Consider the following 21,540-nt stretch of genomic DNA (forward strand, 5'->3'; position numbering starts at 1 on the left):
GCTCCTTGTCGCGCCTGAAACCAGGCCGATGCGCGCACTCGGTCGTGGTCGTGAAGTTTTGAAGAACGGCGTCTCTCGGAGGCCGTATGCCGGCCCATCGGGGCCATACCACAAGCAAGCGACGGCCGGAAAAGAGGCCGGCGCGGCTGTCATAGTCTCTTCATTCTCTTTAGCGGTTGAAGGTGCCCACCGGCAAGGAGCAATATGCTGCCTAACGCGGCCTGAACGGATGCGCTTTCTGGTGCCAGGCCCAGGCCGTGCGGACGATCGTCGGCAGGTCGGAGTGACGCGGCACGAAGTTCAGCACCTTTCTCGCAGCAGAGGGATCGGCGACCAGGAAGGTGGGATCGCCGGCGCGGCGCGGCTTGACCGTGTGCGGCACCTCGCGCCCGGTCTCCAGCCTGATGGCGTCGAGGATCTCGCGCACGGAAAAGCCGGAGCCGGTGCCGAGATTGAAGCTGCCGCCGGCGTGGCCTTGCTCCAAGAGCCTCAAGGCCGCCACATGCGCCGCCGCAAGGTCCGTGACGTGGATGTAGTCGCGGATCGCGGTGCCGTCGGGCGTGTCGTAGTCGTCGCCGAACACCGCGAACTCGACATGGCCCTGAAGCGCCATCATCGCGCGGGGAATGAGGTGGGTTTCGTTGTCGCGCAGCTCGCCGATACCACCGGCCGGATCGGCGCCGCTGGCGTTGAAATAGCGCAGGCAGAACGCGCCGAAGCCGTAGGCCGTGCGGTAGTCGGCGAGCATGCGCTCGATCATCAATTTCGACGCGCCGTAAGGATTGATCGGCGCGCAAGGAAAGTCCTCCGGCAGCGCCTTTGAATCGGCGTTGCCGTAGACGGCGCCGGTCGAGGAAAACACGATGCGATGGCAGCCCGCGTTGCGCATCGCCTGCAGCAGCGACAGCGTGCCCTGGACGTTGTTGATGTAATATTTCTGCGGGTCGGTCATGGATTCCCCGACGAGGCTCGCCGCCGCGAAATGCATCACCGCCGCGATCTTGTGGTCGGCGAAGGCGCGCGCCAGGGCCGCGCCGTCGAGCAGATCGCCCGTCACCAGCGGGCCCGATACGAAGCTGCGATGACCTGTCGAGAGATTGTCATAAACGACGGGCTGGTAGCCGGCGGCGGACAATGCACGGCAGGCATGCGAGCCAATATAGCCAGCGCCCCCGGTGACGAGGACGGTCGGTCGGTCGGTCATGTCGTATTCTGCTCTTCTCTTAATGGAGGGGCCGGTTGCGGCTGAAGAGAAGATAGAGCGCGCGGGGGTTGGTGGTCAAATAACGCCAGAGCAGACGGCGCGGCTCGAGCAAGGTGCGCCAGGCCCATTCGAGCCCGATCTTCTGCATCCATTGCGGCGCGCGGGAACGGCTGCCTGACAAGAAGTTGAACAATCCGCCGGATGTCTTGATGACGCCAACATTGGTCAGATGCGGCGTAAATTCCTTCACGAATGCCTGTTCGTTGGGCACACCGAGCGCGACCCACAGATAGTCCGGCGCCAGGGCGTTGATCTCCTCGACCTTGGCACGCAGCGCCTCGCCGCGCAGATAGCCGTGGCTGTGCCCGACGATCTTGAGACGTGGATACATTTTCTGGACGTTCGCGACCGCCGCGGCGTTCTCGGCCTCGCTTGCGCCGAACATGTAGAAGGTGCGGCCGGCGGCTTCGGCCTTGCGCGCGACGACGTGGAACAGGTCCGTGGTTGCGACGCGCTCCGGCAGCGGGAACCAGGATTGCAGCTTTGAAGCGGCGACCAGCGGCTGTCCGTCGGCGTTGATCAGATCGGCGGCACGGAACAGCTGCTCGGTCTGCGGCTCGGTCGAGCAGCGCGCCAGCACCTCGCCATTGGCCGAGGTCAGGAACAGCGGACGGCCGATGCGATGGTCGGGATTCGTCGCCTCGATCATGAAATCGGCGGTCTCTTCCAGGTCGATCGCGGCCATGCGAAGTCCGCCGACGGTGATTCTCGGCACCTCGGCAGTTGCTGCCCGTCCGTCGAGGTTGACGCGGCGCTCAAGCATATTGTCTGCCTCGCTGGCGCGTTTGCATTGCAGGGGTGAGCTCGTCGAGCACGACGCCGACGAGCTTGCGCTCGGCCGGGCCGAGCGCGGCTAGGATTTCTTCCAGGCTGTCGTTGACGTCGAGGCTGGTCGGCAGCACTGCCACCAGCGAGTCGATGTCCTCAAGCAGCTTGCGGCCGCCGGCCGCGAGCGGAATGGCCGGGCCGTCGAGGATCACGAGATCATAGCCGCCGGCTGAACGGGCCTGCGCAATCGCCTTGTGGATGGCATCGGCGGCCTTGCCGGCGTCGCCTTCGGCGGCCGGCAGCACCGAGATGCCGTTGACCGTCTTGATCTCGCGCGCGTCCTTGCTGCCGATCGAGAGCCAGCCGAGCCTGCTCGACTCGCTCTTGCCGGGACGGATGACCCTGTTCGTGAGCGAGCGCGCCTGATGGTCGGCATCGATCATCAGCACGCGGGCGCCGTCGCGTGCGGCCGCCAGCGCGAAGTTCAGCGCGGCCACGCTGCGGCCGCTGGTCTTGCCGGTGCCGACGAGCGCGACGACCGGCATCGCCTTGCCGCCGGCGCGGCGCGTCACCGCGGCGCGCATGTCGCGCCAGGCGTTGAGCAAGCTCGTCATGGGAAAGCCGGGGCGCAGCGTCGGCCAACCCAGCCGCGTGAGATCGACGCCGCCGCCGGTGGGAAGGATGGCGCCGAGCGTATGGATGACGTCGGCCTCCTGGAAGCGTGCGATCAGCGGCTTCTCGATCACTGGCTGCTCGACCATCGAAGGCTGCAGCGGGGGCGCGGCAAGTTCCGGCGTCGATGGCGCTGCTTCAGGAACGCGCGGGGCCTGCCGCGGCGGAGCAACCTCCGCAGCGCGCGGCAGCTCCGGAGCTCGGGACGTCTGCGGCGCCGGCGAGCGCTCACGCCGGGCGGGTGTCGGCGTCCCGGGCGCGGCTGCGCCGGCGAAAAGCAAATCTGCCACAACGAACCAGCTCGACGCCGCGATCGCCCCGAAGATGAAGCCGATCATGGCGAACAGGCTCATGGCCGGCGGGAACGAGCGCCGCTGCGGCACCGTCGCCTCGCCGATGACGCGGGCGGCCGAGGTGTTCAGGCTCTCCTGCTCCTCGGTCTCGCGGGAGCGCTTGAGAAAGGACTGATAGACCTCGCGGCTGGCATCGGCTTCGCGCTCGAGCTCGCGCAGGCGCACGGCGGCCTGGCTGAGCTGGACGCTCTGCCGCTTCTGCGCTTCCAGCGCGCGGTTGAGCGAGGCCTCGAAATCGCGGGCGCGCGTCAGATCGTTCTTGGCGGACTGGGCGAAGCGGTCGATCTCCTCGTTGATGGTGCGCTTGAGATCCTCGACCTGCTTCTCGGTCTGACGCAGCGCCGGGTGGCGCGGGCCGAGCTCACCGGCCTGCTCCGCATATTTCTTGCGCGCATCGGCATATTGCGCGCGCAAATTCGCAATCGTCGGCGATTGCAGCGCCTCCGGAATCGCGCCGGCATCGGCAGCGGTGCGGCGGCTCGCCTCGATCTGGTCGAGCCGCGCCTGCGCGTCCATCGTCGCTGCGCGGGCCGCGGAAAGCCGCTGATTGCTGGCGGAGAGCTGCTGATCGCTAATCAACGCATCCTGGGTGCCGACGAAATTGTTCTGGGCCTTGTAGGTCGCCAGCGCAGTCTCGGCGTTACGCAGCCGGTCGCGCAGCTCCTTCAGGCGGCTGGAGAGATCGTTGGTGGCGCGCCGTGCCGCCGAAGCCTGCGACTTGCGGGACTCGGCGAGATAGGCATTGGTCAGCGTGTTGGCGAGCATCGCCGCCTTGGCGGGATTCGTCGACCAGACCTCGATGTCGACGATGAAGCTCTTCTCGGTTTTGCGGATCGCGATGTGCTTGTTCAACGCATCGAGCGCCGCGAGCTCCACTTCCCTCTTCTCCGCAGCGGAGGGCGCGCGCGGTTGCAGGCCGATCAGGCCGAGCAGCGACGACATCAGGCTCCCAGCCTCACCGCCTCCGAATTCCGGATCCTTGTCGAGGCCGGCCTGCTGGATCACCTGGAGCAGCACGCTGTTGGAGGTGATCAAGCGCGCCTGGCTCTCCACCACCATGGCCATGCCGGTGACGTCCTGGGCCCGGGGCGTGAGCTCGCGGTCGACGAGCTGAAGCTCGCGCGGGTCGACATAGAGCTGAGCGGTGGCGGTGTAGCGGGGCGTCACGCTCTTGCCGATCGTGACGGCAAGCGCCGCACCGAGCAGGGCGGCCGCGGCGATCGCGACCTTCCGCCGCCAGAGCAGATTGGCGAGCTCCAGCACGTTGAAGCCGGCCTGAGGCTTCCGTTGCGCGGCCTCCGGTCCGGCTCGATCGATCGGCTGGTTATAATCAAGCATGATCCCCAGCTTTCATTCCAAGTGCCGCGGGCTGAGGGGTTACTCTTCGCTTTACGCCACGCACCCGGGATATAGGTGTCCGATCAACGCAACAGGGAAAATTAACCATACTCATTGAGGGACTATTCACCGAAATGGCAAACAAAGCGTTTAAGCGCATGCCATCCCTCGGCGCCTTCCTGTGAATCTCGCGATACCCGCTCCTTAACGGTTCGTTACCGCGCGCAGCATGGCCGCGAGCCGTCGCTCGTCCGTTGATGGGCCGCGCACGTGCCATCGCCGTCAGATCCTCCGAAGGATGACGTGATAGTCGCCGCGGCGGACGTCGGTGCCGCGCGGCAGCACGGCGTTGAGCACCGCGGCGCCGGCGTCGACCAGGGCCGCAAACAGCGGCTTGCGCCGGCGCATCTCGGGATAGCGCGGACTTTCGACTTCACGACGATAGATCATCTCGAGGCCGTTGGCGGCTGCGAATGCTTCCAGCCGGGGCAGCGTCACCAGCGGATGGAAGAACGTCGGGAACGGCGGCTCGCCGGGCAGGCCGGCGTCCTTGATGCCGCGGATATGCCGGTAGAACCAGACGTGAAACCAGTGCGGCGAATATTTGGTGACGAACCCGGAGAGCGAGCGCGGATTCGGTGCGCCGATCAGGATCATCCCGCCCCGCCTCAGCGCATCGCGGAAGTTCAAGAGCGCGGCGTCGACATGGGGCAAGTGCTCGATCACGTTGTAGCATATCACGAGATCGAAGGTCTCGCGGGCGAAGCTGTAGGTCTGGACGTCGCCGAGGATCGCCTCGTCGGCGTAGGTGTTGTTGCGGACCTGGTCCTCGTCGATGTCGACCACGGTGACCTTGCTGCGGCTCAGCAAGTCCGGTGGCAGAACGCTGCACGAGCCGCCGCCCGCCTCATAGATCGCGAGCCGGCCCTGCGGCAGCTCGCGGCACAGCACGTCGTGGACGGCGAGCAGGCTGTCGCGGGCTTCGCCGGGAACGAGATCATGGAGCGCCTCGGCATATGGTGCAGCCGCGGGGAATTGGATCGCCGTGGCTGTCGCGAAATCGATCGGTGCTGGCTTGTTCATGGATTCTGACCGCGCTTGTTCTATTCAAATTTACAGGAAAAAATGCGCCTGCCCGAAGAGCAAATCCGATGCCGCACCGTCTCACCGGTCGCAGTGCTTACGGCCCGGTTAATGCGCATGCGCATTAACTACGGTATTGTTCATGTTGGAGCGTTGCCGGCGCATGGACCGCCGATTGCAGCATGACGCGCGGCGAACATGGTGGCTATGTACCGCGCGGCAGCCGTTCATTTTGAGACGCATCTGTCCCGCGGCGATGTGCCGTCGTGGGACGCGCGATCGAAGCAGGGATTCTTCAATACATCTCGGACATCTAGACCTCATGACATTGATCCCGACAGACCTGTCTGCAGCACGCATCCCGGATGCCGTGCGCGATCCCAACCGGGAGATCGTGGCGAGCTCTCGCGTCATCGACCTCTCGGTCGGCATCGTCGTCTGTGTCCCGTGCTTCCGTCGTCCGCAACACCTGCGCCTGACGCTGGAGTCGCTCGCGAACCAGCGCACCCCGCGCTCCTTTGCCGTCGTCATGGTCGAGAACGATGCGGTGCGGCGCGAAAGCGCGCCGGTTGCCGCGGAGTTTCTGGCCGCTGGAAGGCTCCAGGGCGTCTGCCTCATCGAGAAGCGGCAGGGGAACTGCCAGGCGATCAATGCTGCCTTCGAGACGGCGCAACAGCTGTTTCCCGCCGCGACCCGTTTCCTGATGATCGACGACGACGAGATCGCATCAAGCGACTGGCTTGAGCTGATGGTCCGCACCGCGGAGGCGACCGGCGCCGACGTGGTCGGCGGGCCGGTGCTGCCGGTCTTCGACGACGACAGCAAGCCCTGGCTTTCGCGTCATCCCGCCTTCTGTCCAGCCTACGACTACAGCGGTGCGGTGCCGCTGATCTACGGCTGCGGCAATTGCCTGATCACGCGTGCCGCCTTTGAGCGGTTCGACCGTCCCGCGTTCGACCTGCGCTTCAATTTTCTCGGCGGGGGAGATTGCGATTTCTTCGTGCGGTGCCGTGACGCCGGCATGCTGTTCCACTGGACGGCGGAAGCCGTCATCACCGAGACCGTGCCGCGTAGCCGCACCAGCCTCGGCTGGATCGCAAAGCGCGGCTTGCGCATCGGCGCGATCAATTATCGTGTGCAGTACAAGGCCGCCCCGAGCGCAGCAGCGCGGGCGCGGGTGTTTGCGCAGATGCTGGGCCGTTTGCCGCTGTCGCTGCTTCGCGCCGCCGCCTTGTTGCCGTCGTCGAAAGCCGTCGTCGCGATGCATCCGGTGATGGTTGCGTCTGGCGCCGCGCTGGCGGCTCTCGGCCTTGAGCCGAAGCCTTACGAGGCCTCGAAGATCGCGTCCTGACGCGGCGACGACTAGAGCGTGATGAGATCGGGTTGATTGCTACAAGGTAAGTGCACTCCCTCTCCCGCTTGCGGGAGAGGGCCGGGGAGAGGGTGTTTCCGCAATGGGATAGCCCCCTAGAGGAGAAAGCCCTCACCCGCGCCTTCGGCGCGACCTCTGCCGCAAGCGGGAGAGGTTGCAACGAGCCCGTGGCAAGCGATTCGACTTAAAGCCATTCCGCTTTAGATACCGAAACGGGCGAAGGCGACCCGGATTGCCGAGCGTGGCAGCGATTTGAGCGACTGCCGGCCGATCATCGCGAGATAAGCGAACGCCTGGCGATATCTGCCGAAGCGGACCGCCTGCATCGCCGAGTAGGTGACGAGATGAATCTCGGCGGCAAGGCGCAGCCCGGCTGTCATGTGCTCGGGCAATCTCGCCAGGATCAATCCGTCATCGAACACCCGCGCGATGGCCGGGAAGAAGTCCTTCGGCGTCCGGACCGCGGCGTTCATGGTGTTGGCGGTGTGAAGACGATAATCGAGCAGCAGCTCCGGCGCGAACGCGAACTCCCCGATCGCAGCGAGGCGGCACCAGCAATGCCAGTCCTCGCAATATTTGAGGGACGTATCGAAGCCGCCGATGGCGCGGAAAGCTTCCGCGCGTGCGAGCGCGATGCCGCCATTGACGATGAAATTGCCGGCGGCGAGCCGCGTCAGCACGTCTCCGGACGGCTTCCGGCGCCCCTTTAGGAGGCCGCGCCGGCCGATCTGGCGGCCTTCGCTGTCGATGGTGTTGTAGTCGCCATAGACGAGAACGGCGCGCGGCGCGCCACGCGCTGCAGCGAGCAGCGCCGCCACCGCGCCGGGGCGCAGGCGGTCGTCGGCATCGAGGAAGAGCAACCACTCGCCGCTTGCCTGTCTTGCGCCGAGATTGCGTGCGGCCGATACGCCCGCGGAATCGTTGTGGAACAAGTGCAGCCGCGGGTCACGCATGCCGCGGACGATCGCAACGGTTTCGTCGTCCGAGCCGTCGTCTACGACGATCACCTCGGTCACCTCGCGCTGCGCCAGTGCGCTGGCGAGCGTTTCGCCGACATAGGCCGCAACGTTCTTGGCGGGAATGACGACCGATACCGATGTGGTCGAGCCGACCTGAAGCGGAAAGCGCGCCGGCGCTGCCGCGCGGGAGGCGGCTGGCAGTTCAAGAACCTCTTCAGCGGTGATCAAGCTACGGCTCGCCTTTAATGATCCGTTAACCAGGACCCATGTGCCGCGCTGGTAGCGCTGGCGATCTGCAAGTCCGGCGTGCGCGCATGATACTCGCATTGCGCTCGAGCGGTTGCCGAGAAGGCTCGCGTGCCGCCGGTTTCGTAGAATAACGTTAAGCCGCTGGCATTAAGCCTGTGGCAAATTTGGAAGAGTGCGGCGGCCTATCCCGTGCGAGAATACGCATCGGAATGCCGCGGATGGAATCCCGTGCCCGTAAACAGGTTCGAACACGCCCCCGATACGATGATCCTGAACCTCTTCTACGAGGACAAGGATGACCGCTGGTTTCCGGGCGACCGGCATCTGCGCCGCATCGCCCGCCGGTTGTTGCTCGGCGAGCCGCGCATGAGTGGCCAGCTGCGCGTGTTCCTCAATCTCTGTGCGGGGCTCGACCGGCTCGGCATCCGCTACCGCGTCAACGATTACGGCTACATCGCGGAACATCCCGACGAGCTCGCCTGCGTCGTCGGCCGCACTTTCTTGCTCGACAAGTTCCCATGGAAGAACCCGATCCTGCTCGGCGCTGCCGCCCACAATCATCCGCTCGACGACCCTGATCTATTCAAGCGTCTGCCGGTGAAGAAGGTCGTGGTGCCCGGTCCCTGGTACGTCGATATGTACCGGCCATATTGGCCCGAGACCGAGGCCTGGCCTGTCGGCATCGACACGAGTCTCTGGGCGCCGTCGGCTCGAGCCCAAAAGACCATCGATGTCCTGATCTACGACAAGGTGCACTGGGATCGCGAGCGTTACGCGCCGGAGATGATCGAGCCCGTGCGCGCCCGGCTCATCAAGGAAGGCCGCTCGTTCACGGAGCTGCGCTACGGCAGCTACAAGGAGGCAGATTATCAGGCTGCGCTCGCGCGTTCGCGCGCGATGATCTTCCTGTGCCAGAGCGAGAGCCAGGGCATCGCCTATCAACAGGCCTTATCCTGCGGCGTGCCGGTGTTTGCCTGGGATCCGGGCGGGCCGTGGCGCGACCCCGACTATTATCCGCATCGCGTGCAGTTCGCGCCGGTGTCGTCGGTGCCGTATTGGGACGAACGCTGCGGCGTCAGGTTCACCGACATCGCCGGCTTCGAGGCGGGCTGGGACAATTTCTGGGCCGGGTGCAGCGCTGGCGAGTTCGATCCGCGCGGCTACATCCTGGACAATATCACGCTGGAACAAAGAGCGCTGCAATATTACGAGATCGCGCGGAGCATCCTGCGGCAGCCCGTGGTGTCGCAGACCTCCGCAAGGCCCGTTGACGAAGCCTCGGAAGGGTTGAGCCGCGACCCGAAGCTTCACCGGCGTTACCAAATGTCTTGAGCCATGGACCGCAGCGCCGCCAACATGACCGACGTCGAGCCCCGACCGTTCGGCCATATCCTGCGTGATCGCCTCGCAGGGCTCGATGCCGTGCAGGTGGCGCGCTGCCTCGTTGCGGTCGGGGCGCTGCTGCTGGTGCTCGTGACACTCGATCCGTTCCCGGACCTTGGCAATCCCAACGTCACCATGATCGTCGGCGGACGAATGGCGCTGACCTATGTCGCCTGGGGCCTGCTGGCTGCGGTCGCTATCCTGTGTGTCGCTGCCACCGATGCGCCCGCGCTGAAGAGCCTGGTGACGCCGCTGCATCTCTGCCTGCTGGGCTGGCTTGTGATCAACATCGTGTTCTCCGAAAGCCGCGGCGTTTCGATGCAGCGATTCGTGCTCACGGTCAGCGTGACGTCGCTCGCCATCGTGTTGCTGTTGCTGCCGCCGACGCGGCGCAGCTTCAACCTTTGCCTGGGCGGCGCTGCGCTCGTGCTGCTCGCGCTGTGCTATCTCGGCGTCTTCCTCGCGCCGCAATATGCGGTCCACACGGCGCTCGACGTCACCGAGCCGCAGCTTGCCGGCGACTGGCGCGGCAGCTTTGGCCACAAGAACATCGCCTCCGCCGTGATGACCATCCTGGTCTATGTCGGCATCTACCTGTCCGCCGTCGGCTCGTTCGTGATGGGGCCTGTGGTCGCCGTGCTGGCCGGCACCTTCCTGATCTTCACCGGCGGCAAGACGTCCTCGGTGCTGTGCCTTGCGATCTACGTGCTCGCTTCGCTGGTCTATGTCACGCCAAGCCTGTGGCTGAAGCGGCTCATCTGCTTCGTGCCGCTGATTGCGATGAACCTGTTGACCGTCGGCAGTGTCGTCAGCCCGGTGCTGGCGGCGATGACACGGCTGCTTCCGCTCGATCCCACCTTCACCGGACGCTCCGCGATCTGGGATTTCGCGCTCGCGGCCGTCGCCGAGAAGCCGATCATCGGCCACGGCTATTCTGCGTTCTGGGACGACGTGAGTGCGCGGGCCACCGCGGAAGGAGCCGAATGGGCAACATCGGCGGCGCACAGCCACAATAGCTACCTCGATCTCGCGGTCATGATCGGTCTGCCGGGGCTGCTGCTGGTGATCCTCATCTTCGTGCTCGCTCCGCTCCGCAATTTCCAGACGGCGCAGGCTCACAGCCGCAGTGGCGCACTGGCCAAGCTGTTCCTGACCGTGTGGCTGTTCGGCCTGTACTACGGTGCCACCGAGACCTTCCTGCTCGAACGACAGAATCCGATCTGGTTCATGTTCGCGCTGGCGGTGGCCGGCCTGCACTTCCTGGCAAGGTTCCAATGCATCGAGCAGACCGAGCCCCGCGCATGACCTTCCTCAGCGTTGATCAGCCCGACGATTTTGCGTCCAGCGCGTCGGCCATCGCGGTCGATTTCCTGCGTGACTGGCGGCATGCGGCCTCGCGCCTGAACGCCGGGCACCGCACCGCTTTCCAGCATGCTGGCTGGCTCGGCGCCTGGTACGAGTCGTTTCACGACGTCGCTCCGTTGATCGCCGTGATCTCCGATGCTGCCACCGGCAAGGACATCGCGGTCGTGCCGATGATGAGCCATGTCCGGCGCGGCATCCGCATCGTCGAGTTCGCGGACCTCGGCGTCTCCGACAACAACGCACCGATCCTGGCGCTCGATGCCTCGTTGGATGCGGGAACGGCGGATGCGATCAACACGGCGCTGATCGGCACGTTGCGCGCGCTGCCCGATCGTTTTGATCTGCTCCGCCTGAAGAAGATGCCGGCAGAGGTCGGCGGCAAGCCGAATCCGCTGGTATCGCTCGGCCGGATCGGATCCTCCTCGCTCAACGGCAATCTCGTGTTGATGGGCGACGACTATGGCGGCTATCAGGCCGCGATCAAGCGCCTGCAGATGCCGCGCTGCTGGCGGGTCTTCAGCCGTCATGCCGGTGCGCGGTTCGAGATCGCCGCCGATGTCGGGCGTGCGCACGAGCTGTTGGACGTGATGGATCTCCAGCAGCAGGCACGCATGCAAAAGCTCGGCTCGCGGTTCGTTCTCAACGACGAGACCCATGCGCGATTCTATCGCGAGGTCGTCCGCCGGGGCCTCGCGGGAGGTCATGCCATGGTCTCGGCACTCGTGTGCGAGGAAGGCATTGTCGCCACCGCGCTTGGCGTCAAGCATGGCGCGACCTATGTCCTGCTGCGCATCAGCCATGGCGGCGATCAATGGTCGAATTGCTCGCCGGGTCTGCTCGTCATCGAGCGCACCATGGCGGCGCTGCATGCGCAAGGCCTGCGCCGTTTCGACCTCAGCATCGGCAATCAGGACTACAAGCGGCGCCTCGGCGCCGAGAGGGTGCCGCTGATCGATGTCAGCGTCGCGCTGTCCTGGCGCGGCCTGCCCTTCGCCTGGCGCGATCACGCCGCGCAGGGCCTTCGGCGCTATCCGAAGCTCGCCTCCCTCGCGGCGAGGGCGATGGGCAAGGGAGCGCGCTGACGGGCGCCCTCTGTTTCGCCATCACCTCGGAAGGCCCGCCCGGAAAGCATCCAGCAACGCGCGTCCGTGCGGCCAGTCGCAGAGCCCGCTCGCGGCATTGATGTGGCCGAGCGCGCCGGGCACGATCAGGCCGGACTGCCAGTCCTGCGCCCGCCGCCGTGTCACCTCGAGCGCTCCATAGGGATCATTCGTGCTCGCGATGATCAGCGCGGGAAAACGCAACGCGCCGCCGGGGACCGGCTTGAACGCTGCGGCCTCCGCGGGAAAATGGCCGCCATCGGGATCGGGCACGGCCACCAGAAAGGCGCCTGCAATCGCAGAAGGGAAGCGCGCGGCCCAGTGCGCCACCAAAAGGCAGGCGAGGCTGTGTGCGACCAGGACGGGCGGCCTGGCGCAGCGCGCGACCGCGTGCTCCAGGGCTTGCTCCCAGTCGTCGAGCTCCGGCTGGTCCCAGCTCGCCGGCTGGAATCGCGCGAAGCGCGCATCAGCGCGCTCCCATAGCGTCTGCCAGTGGGTATCTCCGGAGCCGCCGAGCCCGGGCAATGTGATGATGTCGTGCATGAACGTCTCGTGATATCTGAGGTGACGCCGCAGTGTGACCGATCGCGGTCCTGCATCACATGGCAAGTCATCGGCGAAATCGACCATCTGCCGATGATCTCAAGGTGGAACGGAGAATTGAGTTTGGATCGCTTCGGGAGCATCGATGCCAAGGATTTGAAGATCCTCGAGGCGCTGCAGGCCAATGCGCGCGTGCCGTTGTCCGAGCTCGGCCGTTCCGTCGGGCTGTCCCAGCCGGCCGTGTCCGAACGCGTCAAGCGGCTCGAGGAAGCCGGCATCATCGAGGGCTACGGCGCCCGCATCAACCCGCGCGCCCTCGGGCTCGGCCTGATGGCGCTGGTGCGCCTGCGCACCTCGCACGAGCATATCAAGACCTGCCTCAAGCGGTTCAGCGAAATCCCTCACATTATCGAAGTCCATCGCGTCACGGGCGATGACTGTTTCGTGCTCAAGGTGCTCGTTCCGGCGCCGGAGGATCTCGAGACCATCGTGGATCGCATTGCCGGTTTTGGCGCTGTGACGACCTCGCTGGTGCTGCGGAGCGAACCCGTGCGGCCAATCGGCAGGGACCTCGTCAGGAAGAAAACAGAACGGAGTTGAGGCGTGGCCACGTCACCGCGCCGTCACAAAGGCCCGCGATTGCGCAAGCCTTCCGATGATCGTCCTCGTTGTGTTATCGTCGCTTCCATTCCGCGGAGGCGACATGGAAGACCGTTCGGCAAAATATCGTGCATTCTATGCGCAGTTGATTTGCGCTGCTGCGAAGGCTGCAGACCCTCGCCTCGAGCAGGCCTTTCGGACCATCAGGCGCGAGCCGTTCGCCGGGCCCGGGCCGTGGTCGATCTGTCTCGGCGGTCATCCCTATGTGGTCACGCCTGACGATGATCCCGCCTTCCTCTATCAGAACGCGCTGTTGGCGCTGGACCCGGCGCGCGGTCTCAACATCGGCATGCCCGGAGCGCACGCCTACTGGCTCAACGGCTGCGCCGTGAAGGAAGGCGAGACCGTGGTCCAGATCGGCGCCGGCAGCGGCTACTACACCGCGATTCTCGCGCATCTCGTCGGTCCCGGCGGCCGCGTTCACGCCTATGAGATCGATGAACGTCTGGCGGGACTGGCGCGCGACAATCTGAAGGGCATCGCCCATGTGGACGTGCGCGGACGCTCGGGCATCGCTTCCGATCTGCCGGCGGCCGACGTGATCTATGTCTGCGCGGGGGCGGCGCAGCCGGCGGCGGAATGGCTCGATGCGCTGCGGCCCGGCGGGCGGCTGGTGTTTCCGCTCGCGCCCGAAGGCATGCTCGGCGGCATGTTGATGATCACCCGGCCGGATGATGGTGCGATCTGGCCGGCGAAATTCCTCAGCCGCGCCCAATTCATCGGCTGCGCGGGATTGCAGGATGCCGAGGCCGGCCGGCGATTGGGCGAGGCGTTCGCGAAAGGTTGGGAAGGGGTGCAGTCGTTGCGGAGAGAGGGCGCCCCCGACGAGACATGCTGGTTTGCCGGTGAGGGCTGGTGGCTCTCGAGAGCGGCCGCACCTCTACCGACGGAGCCGGTTCGGCCTCACGCCGACATCACGCAGATTTAACGGTGACCCTATCCCAATCCCGGATTGGGGCGGCATTCCCGACTGAGAATGCCGCCCGGGTCGCATCAGCCATGCAGCTTCTTGGCGGTCTCCGCGATCTGGCGGCCCTGATAGCGCGCGCCGGCGAGCTCGTTGGCGCTGGGCTGGCGGCTGCCGTCGCCGCCGGTGATCGTGGTGGCGCCATAGGGCGCACCGCCCGTGACCTCGTCGAGCTTCATCTGGCCGGCAAAGCCGTAGTTCATGCCGACCACGACCATGCCGAAATGCAGCAAGTTGGTGATGATCGAGAACAGCGTGGTCTCCTGGCCGCCGTGCTGGGTCGCGGTGGCCGTGAAGGCGCCGCCGACCTTGCCGTGCAGCGCGCCCTTGGCCCAGAGCCCGCCGGCCTGGTCGAGGAAGTTCGCCATCTGCGAGGCCATGCGGCCGAAGCGGGTGCCGGTGCCGACGATGATCGCGTCGTAATTGGCGAGGTCCTCGATCTTGGCGACCGGCGCGGCCTGGTCGAGCTTGTAATAGGAGGCTTTCGCGACCTCGGCCGGCACCAGCTCGGGCACGCGCTTGATGTCGACGGTCGCGCCGGCCTCGCGCGCGCCTTCGGCGACGGCATTGGCCATCGCCTCGATATGGCCATAGGCGGAATAATAGAGGACGAGAACTTTGGTCATGGTGGTCTCCGTTGGGACTAGTGTTGGTCTAATTGTTGAGGTCGTCATGCCCGGGCTTGTCCCGGGCATCCACGTTGTTGTCGGCGCGTGGAGAGGCGTGGATGGCCGGGACGAGCCCGGCCATGACGGAGAGAGCGGTTTAGGCCGCGTCGACGAGCACGAGCTCGGAATCTTCGAGCGCCGTGATCTTCAGCCTGGCCTCGTCGCGGATCGCGGCGCCGTCGCGGGCATTGACGCGGACGCCGTTGACCTCGACGGCGCCTGCCGCCGGCACCAGATAGAGATGCCGCGACGTCTGCGGCTCATATTCCGCGCTCTCGCCCGCCTTCAGCGTGGTGGCGAGCACTCGGGCATCGGCGCGGATCGGCAGTGCGTCCGTGTCGCCCGCCAAGCCGCTGGCGATGGTGACGAGCCTGCCGGAGCGGTCTGCCTTCGGAAACGGCTTCGAGCCCCAGGTCGGCTGTCCGCCGCGCATCGCCGGCTCGATCCAGATCTGGAAGATCCGCGTCCTGGTCGGCTCGAAATTGTACTCGGAGTGGCGGATGCCGCTGCCGGCGCTCATCACCTGCACGTCGCCCGCTTCGGTGCGGCCCTCGTTGCCGAGGCTGTCCTGATGGGTGATCGCGCCCTCGCGCACATAGGTGATGATCTCCATGTTGGCGTGGGGATGGGCGGGAAAGCCGGTGTTGGGCGCGATCTCGTCGTCATTCCACACCCGCAAGGCGCCGTGGCCCATGTTGTTCGGGTCGTAATGGCCAGCAAACGAGAAATGATGCTTGGCCTTGAGCCAGCCGTGATCGGCGCCGCCGAGCTTCGCGAAAGGTCTGAGTTCGATCATCTGTGCAATTCCTTGATGTCGGATTGACTGTTGGATAAGCCTTCGCCCGTGGTATAGAAATAGAAACTGTTGAAACGCATTGTTTCCTCAAATGCCCTACCAGGACGGCTGTCATGGCAAAACTCCCCGACTTCGAGGCACTCGCGATCTTCGCCAAAGTCGTGGAGCTGCGATCATTTGCGGGGGCTGCGAGCGAGCTTGGGATGTCCAAGGCCACGGTGTCCAAGGCGGTCACGCGATTGGAGGAGCGGCTCGGCGCGCGGCTGTTCAACCGCACCTCGCGCCGGCTCGCGCTGACCGATGCCGGCCACAAGCTGGCCGAACGTGCGACGCGCCTCTTGGCCGACGGCGAGGCCGCCGAGAACGAGGCGTTGGCGCAGTCGGTGGCGCCGCGCGGCCTGGTGCGGCTCGCCGTCCCCATGACGTTCGGCATCAAGGCGGTGGCGCCGCTGCTGCCGGAATTTTTCGAGACCTATCCGGAGGTCTCGGTCGATCTGCATTTGAGCGATGCGACCGTCGACCTGATCGGCGAAGGTTTCGACATGGCGGTGCGGATCGCGCGGCTGCCTGACTCTTCGCTGATCGCGCGGCGGCTCTTCACCATGCCGCGCTACACGGTCGCCGCGCCGTCTTATCTCAAGAAGCACGGCCGGCCGACGCACCCGATGCATCTCGCCGCACACAAATGCTTCAGCTACGCCTATCTCTCCACGCCCAACGCGTGGCACTACACCAATTCGGCCGGCGAGCAGGCCAGCGTCCGCCCGGGCGGCCAGCTTCGCGTCAACAATGGCGAAGCCGTGATGCCGGCGTTGATCGCGGGGCTCGGCATCGCCGAGCTGCCGGAATTCATCGTCGGCGAGGCGATCTCGTCGGGCGAGGTCGAAGTCATCCTGAAGGACTGGAAGCAGGCCGAAGGCGCCGTGCATCTCGTGACCCCGCCCGGCGGCCCCCGCCCCGCGCGCGTCGAAGCGCTCGCCGATTTCCTCGCAGCCAAGCTGCCGGGCACATGCAAGCGGCGGCCGAAGAAGGGTGTGAGAGTGCCGTGATATTTGGTCGGCGGGCACGGCGCGCGAGGAGCGCGCCTTTGCCCACCCTGCGGAATCTCGCTAGTCTATCCTAAACGCAGCTATCGTAGGGTGGGCAAAGCGAAGCGTGCCCACGTCTTTGCCCGAGGTTATTGCAAGTGTCTCGATATCGGCGCGCGCAGGGCAGCACGTTCTTCTTCACGGTCGTGCTCGCCGATCGTTCAAGCACGTTGCTCGTGGATCATGTTGATCGCCTGAGGCGAATTTACCAGACGGTCCAGCAACGCCGCCCGTTCGAAACGATCGCGATCTGTATCCTGCCCGATCATCTCCATGCCATTTGGTCGCTTCCGGACCACGACGTCAATTTTTCGTCGCGGTGGAATCTGATCAAGGGCGGCTTTTCGCGCGGGATAGAACCGCGGGAGCGCTCGGTAAGCAAACTGCTCAAGCGCGAGAAGGGCATCTGGCAGCGCCGCTACTGGGAGCATGCCATTCGCGACGATGCGGACCTGGAGCATCACGTTGACTACATCCATTTCAATCCAGTGAAGCACGGCCTCGTCGAGCGCGTGCGCGATTGGTCTCTCAGCAGCTTTCATCGCTACGTGCAACAGGGTGACCTTCCCCTGGATTGGGGCGGGGATATGCGAGACATCGCGGGTCGTTTTGGAGAGTGATCGTGGGCACGGCGCGCGAAGAGCGCGCCTTTGCCCACCCTACGAGATCTCGCTGGTCGAATCTAGGTGCGGCTACCGTAGCGTGACGCAAAGCGGCGTCCCCACCATCTCGCTACGACACCTTCACGCCATGGATCGCGACGACGCGCAGGTTCGGCTTCAGCGTCCCCTCCAATTGCGCCTTCAATTCGTGAACACGTGGGTCGCTCGACCGCGCCGCGCACACACCATATTGATGGACGGATCGTGCCAGCGCGCGCCGCGCTTCCGGCGTTCGCGTCAATTCGGGCGTCGAAAGCCGCAACACGATCGCTGCGAGATTCACCAGCATCTCGTCCAAGGCGACGTCGATGGTTCCAAGATTGTGCATCACTCACTCCCTGGAAGGCCAACGGCGGCTCAAGGCCGGCGTTCCTGGCCACCCCGGACATGGCTAACGTTTGGTAAACGACTTGTCCTTGCCGGTCGCCGCGCTAGGCTGGCGAAACAAGAAAATCAGGGGAGGGACCACTATGGATCGACGCGATCTCTTGCGCGCCGCTGCGGCATTGCCGTTGCTGCGGGCTGCTTGGCCGGACAAGGCCGCTGCGCAAGCCTATCCGGCGCGCAACATCACCATGATCGTTCCGTTTCCGGCCGGCGGACAGGCCGATCTCGCTGCGCGACCGGTCGCGACGGCGTTGGAGCGAATTCTCGGCAAGCCCGTGATCGTCGACAACCGGGCGGGAGGCGGCGGCGGATCGGTCGGAAATGCCGCGGCCGCGCGTGCCGAGCCCGACGGTTACACGCTGCTGATGACACTGTCCTCGCTCGCGGTGCTCCCCGAGGCCGACCGGCTGTTCGACCGACCCGTCGCCTACGAGGTGTCGCAGTTCATGCCGATCGCGCGCGTGCTCGCCGATCCCACGCTGCTCGCCGTGCCGGCCTCGGCGCCCTGGAGAACCGCACAGGATTTCGTCGAGGACGCGAAGAAGCGGCCGGGCCAGATCACCTATGGCTCGTCCGGACCGTACGGCACCCTGCATGTGGCGATGGAGATGTTCGCGAGCAGCGCCGGCATCAAACTGCTGCACGTGCCGTTCCGCGGAGCAGGCCCCGCGCTGACCGCGATCCTCGGCGGCACCGTGCAGGCGATCACCGCTGCACCCGGCACGCTGAAACCGCAGGTCGACGACGGCAAGCTGCGCGTGCTCGGCAATTGCGGCGCGCAGCGCATCGCGAGCTTCCCTGATGTGCCGACCTTCCAGGAGCTCGGCTACAAGGATGTCGAGTTTTACATCTGGGCCGGGCTGTTCGCGCAGAGCGCTCTGCCTGCGCCGATCGCGACCCGCCTGCGCGAGGCGATGGCGCAGGTGATGACGAGCCCCGACGTCCTCAAGGCGTTCGAGACCTCGGGCAGCCTCGTCGCCTATCAGGACGCGCCGGCCTTCTCTGAGTTCGTCGCGACCGACAGCAAGCGGCTGATCGCGGCGGTGAAGAAGATCGGCAAGGTGGAGTAGGGCGAGGTTCAGAATTCGCTGCGGACCAGGCCGCGCAGCGTGTGACGGTCGTATCCCGGCGCGAACGCGCCCTCGTACGAGGCCTTGAACGATGTCGCGGTCGTCAGATCCCACCGGATTTCGGCGCCGGCAAGCGCCACCGTGCGCGCGCGCTCGACGCCGGTGATCGCGAACGGAATGCCGGGTGCGCCTTCCAGAGCCGCCGTCGTGGTTGCCGCGCTGCCGGTAAACTCATGACGAACGGCAATGGTCGCGCCGAACTGTGCCGCGTGGCCATTCGGCATCATCATGCGCTGGCTGCCGCGCAGGCCAGCCGTGCCATAGCCGAGGTCGAAACTGCCGCCTCGCACCAGCTGATTTACCCCCGGCGCACCGGCCTCTGAAAGACTGCCCTGGCGTGTCGCGTACCAGTCAGCCTTGGCAAAGGGCTCGGCGACAAGACCCCATCCGGTCTGGAACGGCCGCGAGATGCCCAGCGAAGCGGCAAAGGTGTTTGCGCGCGAAGCGGCAGTTGCCGTCTCGCCGAGGAACGCGATCGTGCGTGAGGAGTCGAGCGCCGCGAAGGAATAGCTGATCGCCGATGCGAGATTGAATCCGCCGGCTTCGCCGCGCGCGTAGACGCCGGCATGCCCGGCATTGGCCTCGATGCGGTCGGCGCGGCCGGCCATGCGCAGCTGGCCGGTCGATGCGCCAATCGCGAGGCCTGCCGTAAAGCCCGGCCTGTGCCAGAGATCGGCACCGAGCGCGGCGCCGGCGATGGTCGTATTGGTTCCGAAGGCAATGTCGCTCGCGGCCACCTTGTCCCAATTGCCATAGCCGCCAAACCAGACGCTCTGCATCGGCGCCGCGCGGCGGCGGTTCAGCGCCTTGCCGATCGGGTCCGTGGGCTCCGGCGCATAAGCGGACGCGGTCATCCGAACGGTCTCGCCGCGCGACTGCGTTCCGGCGTTCCACATGAAGCTCTGAAACATGTCGGCCTGATCGGCGACGAAGCGGCGTCCATCGGCGTGGATTTGACCGGCCAGGTCGTCGAGGCCGGCCTTGATAACAGGCGTGTTGAGCGCGGCGAGCGTGTTGATCGCAGTCGCCAGCAATCCCGATGCGCCGCCGAGCTGTGCCTGATCGAGTGCGCCGGCCACCGCAGCCTGGTTCGGCGTCAGACCGGACAGCGTGCCGAACCCGCCGATCTGCTGCAGCAGGAAATAGACGTTGTTTGCATCGTAGCTGAGCTGCCCCGTGACCAGCGGGCTGCCGGAGTTCGTGAGCGCCGCGAACGTGCCGCTGACGCCGCCGGCCGCCGAGAGGATGGTGTATTGCGTATTGGCGATAAAGCCTGCGCCGAGCGGCACGATCTGCACCGTCCCGCCGTTGAGCGTCGCGGTGCCCGTTGCCGCGATTCTGTCGGACTGGCCGGCGGGGTTGATCTCGACCTGGAAGGTCGAGCCGGCATTGAAGGCGACGTTGCCGTTGACGTTGAGCGTCCCGATCGAATTGCCGGGCGCGACCATGCCGCCATTGTTGACGACGATTCCGCCGACCGTGCCGGTGCCGCCGAGATAGCCGCCATTGATCGTGACGACCGAGGGCAATGTGCCGTTCACGATCAGGCCGCCCGCGTCCACTGTCGTCGCGCCGTTGAAGGCGGTGGTGCCGGTCAGCGTCCAGACGGAGTTGCCGTTCTTCTTCAGTTGCTCGAACTCGTCATATTGCAGGCCGGGGCCGAGATTGCCGAGGTCGAACGTGGCGCTGCCAATGCTGCCGAAGTTCAGCGTATCGGTACCGCTCCCGCCGCGAACATTCCCGGTGATCGTCGCGCCCGGCGCGAGGCCGAGCTGATCATCGCCGCCATTCAGCTCGATCGCTCCGCTGCCGCCGCCCGAGATGGTGCCGGCGTTGAAGATGGTGTCGCTGCCGGAAGAGCCCTGGATGGCGAGGAAGAAGCCGCCGGAGATCGTGCCGCCATTGACGAGCGAATTGCCGCCGGCGATGAATTGCACGCCGGTATGGCCGCCGCCGATCGATCCGCTGTCATAGACGAGGACAACATTGCCGCTCGACGTCCCGCTGATCCGGAGCCCCGTCGTGTTTGCCCCGGTGCCGACCGCCGTCCCGCGAATGTTGACGAGATTGTCGTTCGAATTGTCGATGACTATGGCTGCTTCGGCATTGCCCGTACCCTCCGCGATCCCACCGGCCGCGATCGTCACATTGTTGTGGATCGATCCGTTGGAGAGCAGAACCGCTCCGCTGTAGGTCGAGGCTGTCGCCTGATTGTTGACGGTAATGTGCGAGGCGATAGTGCTGTCGAAAACGACCGCAGGTATGCCTGCGCCCGGCAGCAGCGACGTCGTGGTGCCGTCACCGACATTCACGGTGACGTTGCTGCCGCCGGTGGCGTTGATGTGATCGGTGTTGCCGAGGCCGGTGCAGGTCGCGACGTCGCCCGAATTGAGCGCGCCGATCGTGCCCGTGCCGGCCACGGTGCAGGCGGCGCGCGCCGGGCTGGACGTCAGGACGGGGAAGGCGAGCACGATGGGCGCCAGCGCGGTGGTGACCAGCAGCTTGCGGCGAAAGATTGCGGCCGTGCTGGCGTTTTGCGCATAGACCGGTTGTGCAGTCGGCATCGACGTTCCCCTCATTGCAGCACATTGCTAGCGGGAGCGCCCTCATCCTTCTTGGCGTCAGGCGAAATGCCTTATGGCGAAAGACGCAAGACGCCGGTTTGCCTCGGCCCTGTTGCTGAGGCGCCACGGACCAAAGCGTCAGCGAGAGCTGCCATGGTTCCTGACCCGT

At 65.6% G+C, this 21,540-nt stretch carries 19 protein-coding genes; 9 read left to right on the forward strand and 10 right to left on the reverse strand.

The window, feature by feature from the left end; translation table 11 throughout:
• Positions 1-211 precede the first annotated feature (211 nt).
• From galE to ABIA40_RS34405, 4 genes are all read right to left on the reverse strand, one after another.
• A complete protein-coding gene (gene galE, locus ABIA40_RS34390) occupies positions 212-1,204 on the reverse strand; it encodes a UDP-glucose 4-epimerase GalE (RefSeq protein ID WP_404545675.1) in 993 nt (330 codons plus the stop codon).
• Between the two features lie 19 nt (positions 1,205-1,223).
• Positions 1,224-2,027 carry a WecB/TagA/CpsF family glycosyltransferase gene (locus tag ABIA40_RS34395; RefSeq protein WP_404545677.1) on the reverse strand — a complete coding sequence of 268 codons (804 nt, stop codon included), beginning with the start codon at positions 2,025-2,027 and terminating at the stop codon, positions 1,224-1,226.
• On the reverse strand, positions 2,020-4,395 hold the full coding sequence (locus ABIA40_RS34400; RefSeq protein WP_404545679.1) for a Wzz/FepE/Etk N-terminal domain-containing protein: 2,376 nt from the start codon (positions 4,393-4,395) through the stop codon (positions 2,020-2,022). The genes ABIA40_RS34395 and ABIA40_RS34400 overlap by 8 nt, the downstream gene beginning before the upstream one ends.
• A 282-nt stretch (positions 4,396-4,677) precedes the next feature.
• A complete protein-coding gene (locus ABIA40_RS34405; RefSeq protein WP_157283098.1) occupies positions 4,678-5,478 on the reverse strand; it encodes a bifunctional 2-polyprenyl-6-hydroxyphenol methylase/3-demethylubiquinol 3-O-methyltransferase UbiG in 801 nt (266 codons plus the stop codon).
• 322 nt (positions 5,479-5,800) lie between these two features.
• Between ABIA40_RS34405 and ABIA40_RS34410 the strand changes: the two genes are divergently transcribed.
• A complete protein-coding gene (locus ABIA40_RS34410; protein WP_404545681.1) occupies positions 5,801-6,829 on the forward strand; it encodes a glycosyltransferase family 2 protein in 1,029 nt (342 codons plus the stop codon).
• 221 nt (positions 6,830-7,050) lie between these two features.
• On the opposite strand, the gene ABIA40_RS34415 is transcribed toward ABIA40_RS34410, so the two are convergent.
• The gene (locus ABIA40_RS34415; RefSeq protein ID WP_275510744.1) at positions 7,051-8,037 is read right to left on the reverse strand and encodes a glycosyltransferase; all 987 of its coding nucleotides are present in this window, start codon (positions 8,035-8,037) and stop codon (positions 7,051-7,053) included.
• Positions 8,038-8,322: 285 nt separating this feature from the next.
• On the opposite strand from ABIA40_RS34415, the gene ABIA40_RS34420 reads away from it, so the two are divergent.
• From ABIA40_RS34420 to ABIA40_RS34430, 3 genes are read left to right on the forward strand one after another with little or no spacing between them, the layout of a single operon-like run.
• Positions 8,323-9,390, forward strand: coding sequence for a glycosyltransferase (locus ABIA40_RS34420; RefSeq protein WP_404546427.1), 1,068 nt, complete (start codon positions 8,323-8,325; stop codon positions 9,388-9,390).
• Between the two features lie 3 nt (positions 9,391-9,393).
• Positions 9,394-10,746: an O-antigen ligase family protein gene (locus ABIA40_RS34425; protein WP_404545683.1), complete on the forward strand. Its 1,353-nt coding sequence runs from the start codon at positions 9,394-9,396 to the stop codon at positions 10,744-10,746.
• Complete coding sequence (locus ABIA40_RS34430; protein WP_404545685.1) at positions 10,743-11,888, forward strand: GNAT family N-acetyltransferase; 1,146 nt, start codon at positions 10,743-10,745, stop codon at positions 11,886-11,888. The genes ABIA40_RS34425 and ABIA40_RS34430 overlap by 4 nt, the downstream gene beginning before the upstream one ends.
• Positions 11,889-11,909: 21 nt before the next feature.
• On the opposite strand, the gene ABIA40_RS34435 is transcribed toward ABIA40_RS34430, so the two are convergent.
• Positions 11,910-12,449, reverse strand: a complete 540-nt coding sequence (locus ABIA40_RS34435; protein ID WP_404545687.1) for an RBBP9/YdeN family alpha/beta hydrolase — start codon at positions 12,447-12,449, stop codon at positions 11,910-11,912.
• Positions 12,450-12,572: 123 nt separating this feature from the next.
• Between ABIA40_RS34435 and ABIA40_RS34440 the strand changes: the two genes are divergently transcribed.
• Both ABIA40_RS34440 and ABIA40_RS34445 read left to right on the forward strand, forming a co-directional pair.
• Entirely contained in the window at positions 12,573-13,049 is a 477-nt protein-coding gene (locus tag ABIA40_RS34440) for an Lrp/AsnC family transcriptional regulator (RefSeq protein WP_404545689.1), read from the forward strand.
• A gap of 103 nt (positions 13,050-13,152) precedes the next feature.
• Positions 13,153-14,037, forward strand: a complete 885-nt coding sequence (locus ABIA40_RS34445; protein ID WP_404545691.1) for a protein-L-isoaspartate O-methyltransferase — start codon at positions 13,153-13,155, stop codon at positions 14,035-14,037.
• Positions 14,038-14,102: 65 nt separating this feature from the next.
• Here ABIA40_RS34445 and wrbA read toward each other — a convergent pair whose 3' ends face one another.
• A complete protein-coding gene (gene wrbA / locus ABIA40_RS34450) occupies positions 14,103-14,702 on the reverse strand; it encodes an NAD(P)H:quinone oxidoreductase (protein ID WP_057028278.1) in 600 nt (199 codons plus the stop codon).
• Positions 14,703-14,841: 139 nt separating this feature from the next.
• The gene (locus ABIA40_RS34455) at positions 14,842-15,540 is read right to left on the reverse strand and encodes a pirin family protein (RefSeq protein WP_404545693.1); all 699 of its coding nucleotides are present in this window, start codon (positions 15,538-15,540) and stop codon (positions 14,842-14,844) included.
• 113 nt (positions 15,541-15,653) lie between these two features.
• Between ABIA40_RS34455 and ABIA40_RS34460 the strand changes: the two genes are divergently transcribed.
• Complete coding sequence (locus tag ABIA40_RS34460; RefSeq protein ID WP_404545695.1) at positions 15,654-16,589, forward strand: LysR family transcriptional regulator; 936 nt, start codon at positions 15,654-15,656, stop codon at positions 16,587-16,589.
• Between the two features lie 137 nt (positions 16,590-16,726).
• A complete protein-coding gene (locus ABIA40_RS34465; RefSeq protein ID WP_404545697.1) occupies positions 16,727-17,248 on the forward strand; it encodes an REP-associated tyrosine transposase in 522 nt (173 codons plus the stop codon).
• A 112-nt stretch (positions 17,249-17,360) separates the two neighbouring features.
• On the opposite strand, the gene ABIA40_RS34470 is transcribed toward ABIA40_RS34465, so the two are convergent.
• Complete coding sequence (locus ABIA40_RS34470) at positions 17,361-17,618, reverse strand: hypothetical protein (RefSeq protein WP_404545699.1); 258 nt, start codon at positions 17,616-17,618, stop codon at positions 17,361-17,363.
• Between the two features lie 142 nt (positions 17,619-17,760).
• Here ABIA40_RS34470 and ABIA40_RS34475 point away from each other — a divergent pair, with 142 nt between their 5' ends.
• Positions 17,761-18,747: a tripartite tricarboxylate transporter substrate binding protein gene (locus ABIA40_RS34475; RefSeq protein ID WP_157283087.1), complete on the forward strand. Its 987-nt coding sequence runs from the start codon at positions 17,761-17,763 to the stop codon at positions 18,745-18,747.
• 8 nt (positions 18,748-18,755) lie between these two features.
• Here the strand turns inward: ABIA40_RS34475 and ABIA40_RS34480 are convergent, their stop codons facing one another.
• Positions 18,756-21,371, reverse strand: a complete 2,616-nt coding sequence (locus ABIA40_RS34480) for an autotransporter domain-containing protein (protein WP_404545701.1) — start codon at positions 21,369-21,371, stop codon at positions 18,756-18,758.
• Positions 21,372-21,540: the final 169 nt, after the last annotated feature.

Origin of the sequence: Bradyrhizobium sp. USDA 223, assembly GCF_044909005.1 — a bacterium.
GTDB lineage: Bacteria > Pseudomonadota > Alphaproteobacteria > Rhizobiales > Xanthobacteraceae > Bradyrhizobium > Bradyrhizobium yuanmingense.